The 3,782-nt window shown below is 26.5% G+C and carries 3 protein-coding genes and 1 pseudogene; 3 read left to right on the forward strand and 1 reads right to left on the reverse strand.

The window, feature by feature from the left end:
- From ACH2BO_RS04750 to ACH2BO_RS04760, 3 genes are all read left to right on the forward strand, one after another.
- Positions 1–836 (forward strand): O-antigen ligase family protein (locus tag ACH2BO_RS04750; protein ID WP_395043603.1); only part of this gene is annotated, 836 nt, incomplete at its 5' end.
- Entirely contained in the window at positions 829–1,842 is a 1,014-nt protein-coding gene (locus tag ACH2BO_RS04755) for a glycosyltransferase family 4 protein (protein WP_395043604.1), read from the forward strand. The genes ACH2BO_RS04750 and ACH2BO_RS04755, both read left to right, overlap by 8 nt.
- Before the next feature lie 54 nt (positions 1,843–1,896).
- Positions 1,897–3,291 (forward strand): exopolysaccharide biosynthesis polyprenyl glycosylphosphotransferase, encoded by a 1,395-nt coding sequence (locus tag ACH2BO_RS04760; RefSeq protein WP_395043605.1) that lies wholly within the window; start codon positions 1,897–1,899, stop codon positions 3,289–3,291.
- 101 nt (positions 3,292–3,392) lie between these two features.
- Here ACH2BO_RS04760 and ACH2BO_RS04765 read toward each other — a convergent pair.
- Positions 3,393–3,782 (reverse strand): annotated as a pseudogene (locus ACH2BO_RS04765) (hypothetical protein); the annotation flags it as partial.

The raw sequence follows: 3,782 nt of genomic DNA on the forward strand, positions 1-3,782 counted from the left end.
TATTATTAGGTTTGCCAATTATTGCATGTGCAGTTTATGTTACATTATACATTCCTGAGTTAAAAGATGTCTTAAAGGGAACATCCTCAAACTCTGAAACTTCTGGAGGTTTTGGTCCAAATCAAGTATCAACATTTTTTGGATTAGGAATGTTTATTTTTTTTTCAAGATTGTTTTTTTCATCAAATACAAAAATTTTATTCTTAACAAATTTATTTATAGGTTTAATAATGACTTATAGAGGATTGTTAACTTTTTCCAGAGGCGGAATGATAACTGGATTTATTATGTTAATAATATTATTCTTATTTATTTATTTCAATTCAAAAAAAAATCAAAAACTTAAATTGTTTTATATTTTATGCTTTTTTAGTGTGACATTAACCGCAATTTTTATTTATAGTGAAAATCAAACAGGAGGATTAATAAGTAAACGATATTCAAACGAAGATGCAATTGGCAGAAAGAAAGAAAGTAGATTTACTGGTAGGGAAGTTATTGCAGAAAATGAAATACAATCGTTTATTGATAATCCTTTTTTTGGAATAGGTGTTGCTAAAGGTTTAGAATTAAGAAAAGAACAAACAGGTGAATTGGTTGCTTCACATGATGAAGTGACTAGAATGTTAGCAGAACATGGTTCTTTGGGTATACTTTCTTTATTAATATTGATAATCACACCAATTTTGTTATATTTAGATAATAAAGAACATATATATATGTTTTGTTTTATAGCATTTTGGTTTTTAACAATAAACCATGCAGCAATGCGAACAGCTTCACCATCATTTGTTTATGCTTTAGCTTTATTAAAGGTAAAATTCAATGATGAGTAAAAACCTTCTTTACATAGGAAATAAGCTTTCAAAACATGGAAGCACTTTAACTTCAATAGATACTCTTGGAAAATTTTTTGAGATTGAAGGTTATAAATTGTATTATGCATCTTCAAAAAAAAATAAATTTTTGAGAATGTTAGATATGTTTTATAAAACAATTATTTATTGTAATAAAGTAGAGTATGTTTTAATTGATGTATATAGTACTCAAAATTTTTGGTATGCTTTTTTGATTAGCCAATCATGTAGAATTCTAAACCTAAAATATATTACAAAATTACACGGTGGAGATTTACCAAATCGGCTAGAAAAAAACCCATATTTATGCAATTTAATATTTAAAAATAGCTATAAAATAACTGCTCCATCTAATTATTTGATGAATGTATTTTCTAAAAAGTATACTTCAAATCTAATTTACATTCCAAACACCATTGAAATAAATAAATATAATTTTTTAAAAAGAGAAATTCACCAACCAAAACTACTTTGGGTACGTTCTTTTTCAAATATTTATAATCCGAAAATGGCAATAAAAGTTTTATCTATATTAAAAAACGATTATCCAAATGCATCATTAACTATGGTTGGTCCCGACAAAGAAAATCTTATTACTGATTGTAAATTGTATACAAATGAATTAAATCTAGAAGTTAACTTTACAGGAAAATTATCAAAAGAAGAATGGATTGAACTATCCAAAAACTGTAATATTTTTATTAATACAACACATTTTGACAACACACCAATTAGCGTTATAGAAGCAATGGCATTGGGTTTGCCTATAGTTTCTACAAATGTTGGCGGAATACCTTATCTATTAAAAAGTGAAGAAAATGCACTTTTAACTAATGATGATGATGCTATTGAAATGGCTAATTCTATAAAAAAACTCACTGAAAATCCAGTTTTGGTTAACCAATTAACAACCAATGCAAGAGCAATTGTTGAAGAGTTTGATTGGGATAAAGTAAAGCACAGATGGTTTGAAATATTAAAATAGACTTTTTTATCAGCTATATTTTATTAACTTGCATCACAAAACGTAAACTAGTTAATGAAAAGCAATAAAAAAATTCACTTTGAAGTTTCAGAAAGAAAAATTCTTCTGAAGATTTTTGATGTAATATTTGTGCTTTTGTCACTATACATTATCAGTGAACTTTTTGAGTTTAAGTATTTTACATTTTCTGCTTCAAATTTTTATTGGACAATAGTTCTTGCTATTTATATAAATATTTTCGGCTCTGTTTTTGAAATGTATAATTTGCAAGTAGCTAGTAGTCAATATCAAGTTGTAAAAAGTATTATTCTAACAACATCTACAACTGTTTTAATCTATCTTTTAACACCAATTTACACACCACAATTACCATCTAATAGGTTACAAATAATAATTTTCTTTATTTCAATTTTCTCATCATTATTACTTTGGAGGATATTTTATGTAAAATTTTTGGCATCACATAGATTTGTAAAAAATGCAATATTAGTTTGCGATAAAGAACAACTAATTGAATTGGTAACTGGACTTGAAAATGCAGATCCACATTATAAAATTATTGGTTTTATAAATTCTGATGGTGAAGATAATTTTAAAGTAAGATTAAATGGAATAAAAAGTATAAAAACTAATGATTTAGAAAGTTATGTTAGAAACAATTCTGTTTCAGAAATTGTAATTGCATCTCAAAAAACCGAAGGTATTACTGTTAGTTTATACAATCAACTAATACATCTATTAGAAAATGGTTTTATCATTAGAGAATATACACAAGTTTATGAAGAAATAACTCAACGTATTCCTGTTCAATATGTTTCAAGAGATTTTTACCGTTATTTTCCGTTTAGTAGAAGCAACCAAAACCATTTATATCTATTAATGTCAAGACTATTAGAAATTACTTTTTCTATAATAGGATTATCAATTGGACTATTATTTTTTCCGATAATTGCAATTGGAAACCTCATTGGTAACAGAGGAAGTTTTTTCTATACTCAAGAACGTGTTGGTAAAAACGGTGCAGTCTTTAATATCTATAAATACAGAACAATGGTAAAAAATGCAGAACAAAACGGTGCAGTTTTTACAACAATCAACGATTCACGAATTACATCTTTTGGTAAATTTATGCGTAAAACTCGACTTGATGAGTTTCCACAATTTATTAATATTATAAAAGGCGATATGGCAATTATTGGTCCACGACCAGAACGTCCAATATTTGTTACAGAAATTGCCGAAGTTATGCCTTTTTACGAAACACGTCATGTTGTAAAACCAGGACTTACAGGTTGGGCACAAGTAAATTATGCCTATGGCGATTCTATCGAAGATAGTTTAATGAAATTGCAATATGATTTATATTACATCAAACATCGCAGTATATTTCTTGACATTAATATTATTATAAAAACCTTTAGTACAGTTCTTTTTTATAGAGGTCAATAGTTTTTTTAGAAACGAAACTTTTGGTTTTTTTGTGTTCCATTTTCCTACTGTTCATTATATCTTTTTCTAAAAAAAGAAAAAGGATGTCATTTCCATCAGGGTTAAGCAGCAATCATTTGAGCTTTCTTGTAACTTAGTAATAAACTAATTAAGAAGTAACTAGAAGCAACAATAAACGGAATCATCAATAAAAAATGAGGTTTTGTTACCATCACAATTATATAAATTATAATCATAACCAAGCAAGTTACAACTATTCTTTTAAACCAATTTCTATTCAAGAAAGGCAAAACTAAAAATAAAGGATTAAAAAGTAACGCATTATAATTCCACAAAATCTCTTTATGCAAAGAGTAAAATCCGACAAGGCATAAAAATAAACCAAACAAACCAATTATAAATAAATAAGTCAAAGTGACCAAACGTTTGTTAATTAAAACTACTATTAAAAGTACAACAACAATAAAATAAATACTGTTTATAAAAGAAAA

Source organism: Flavobacterium sp., assembly GCF_043773265.1.
Lineage (GTDB): Bacteria > Bacteroidota > Bacteroidia > Flavobacteriales > Flavobacteriaceae > Flavobacterium.

Excerpts from the sequence above, each read along its gene's own strand:
- ACH2BO_RS04755 (WP_395043604.1), top strand. The coding sequence starts at position 829 with ATGAGTAAAAACCTTCTTTACATAGGAAATAAGCTTTCAAAACATGGA.
- ACH2BO_RS04760 (WP_395043605.1), top strand. The coding sequence starts at position 1,897 with ATGAAAAGCAATAAAAAAATTCACTTTGAAGTTTCAGAAAGAAAAATT.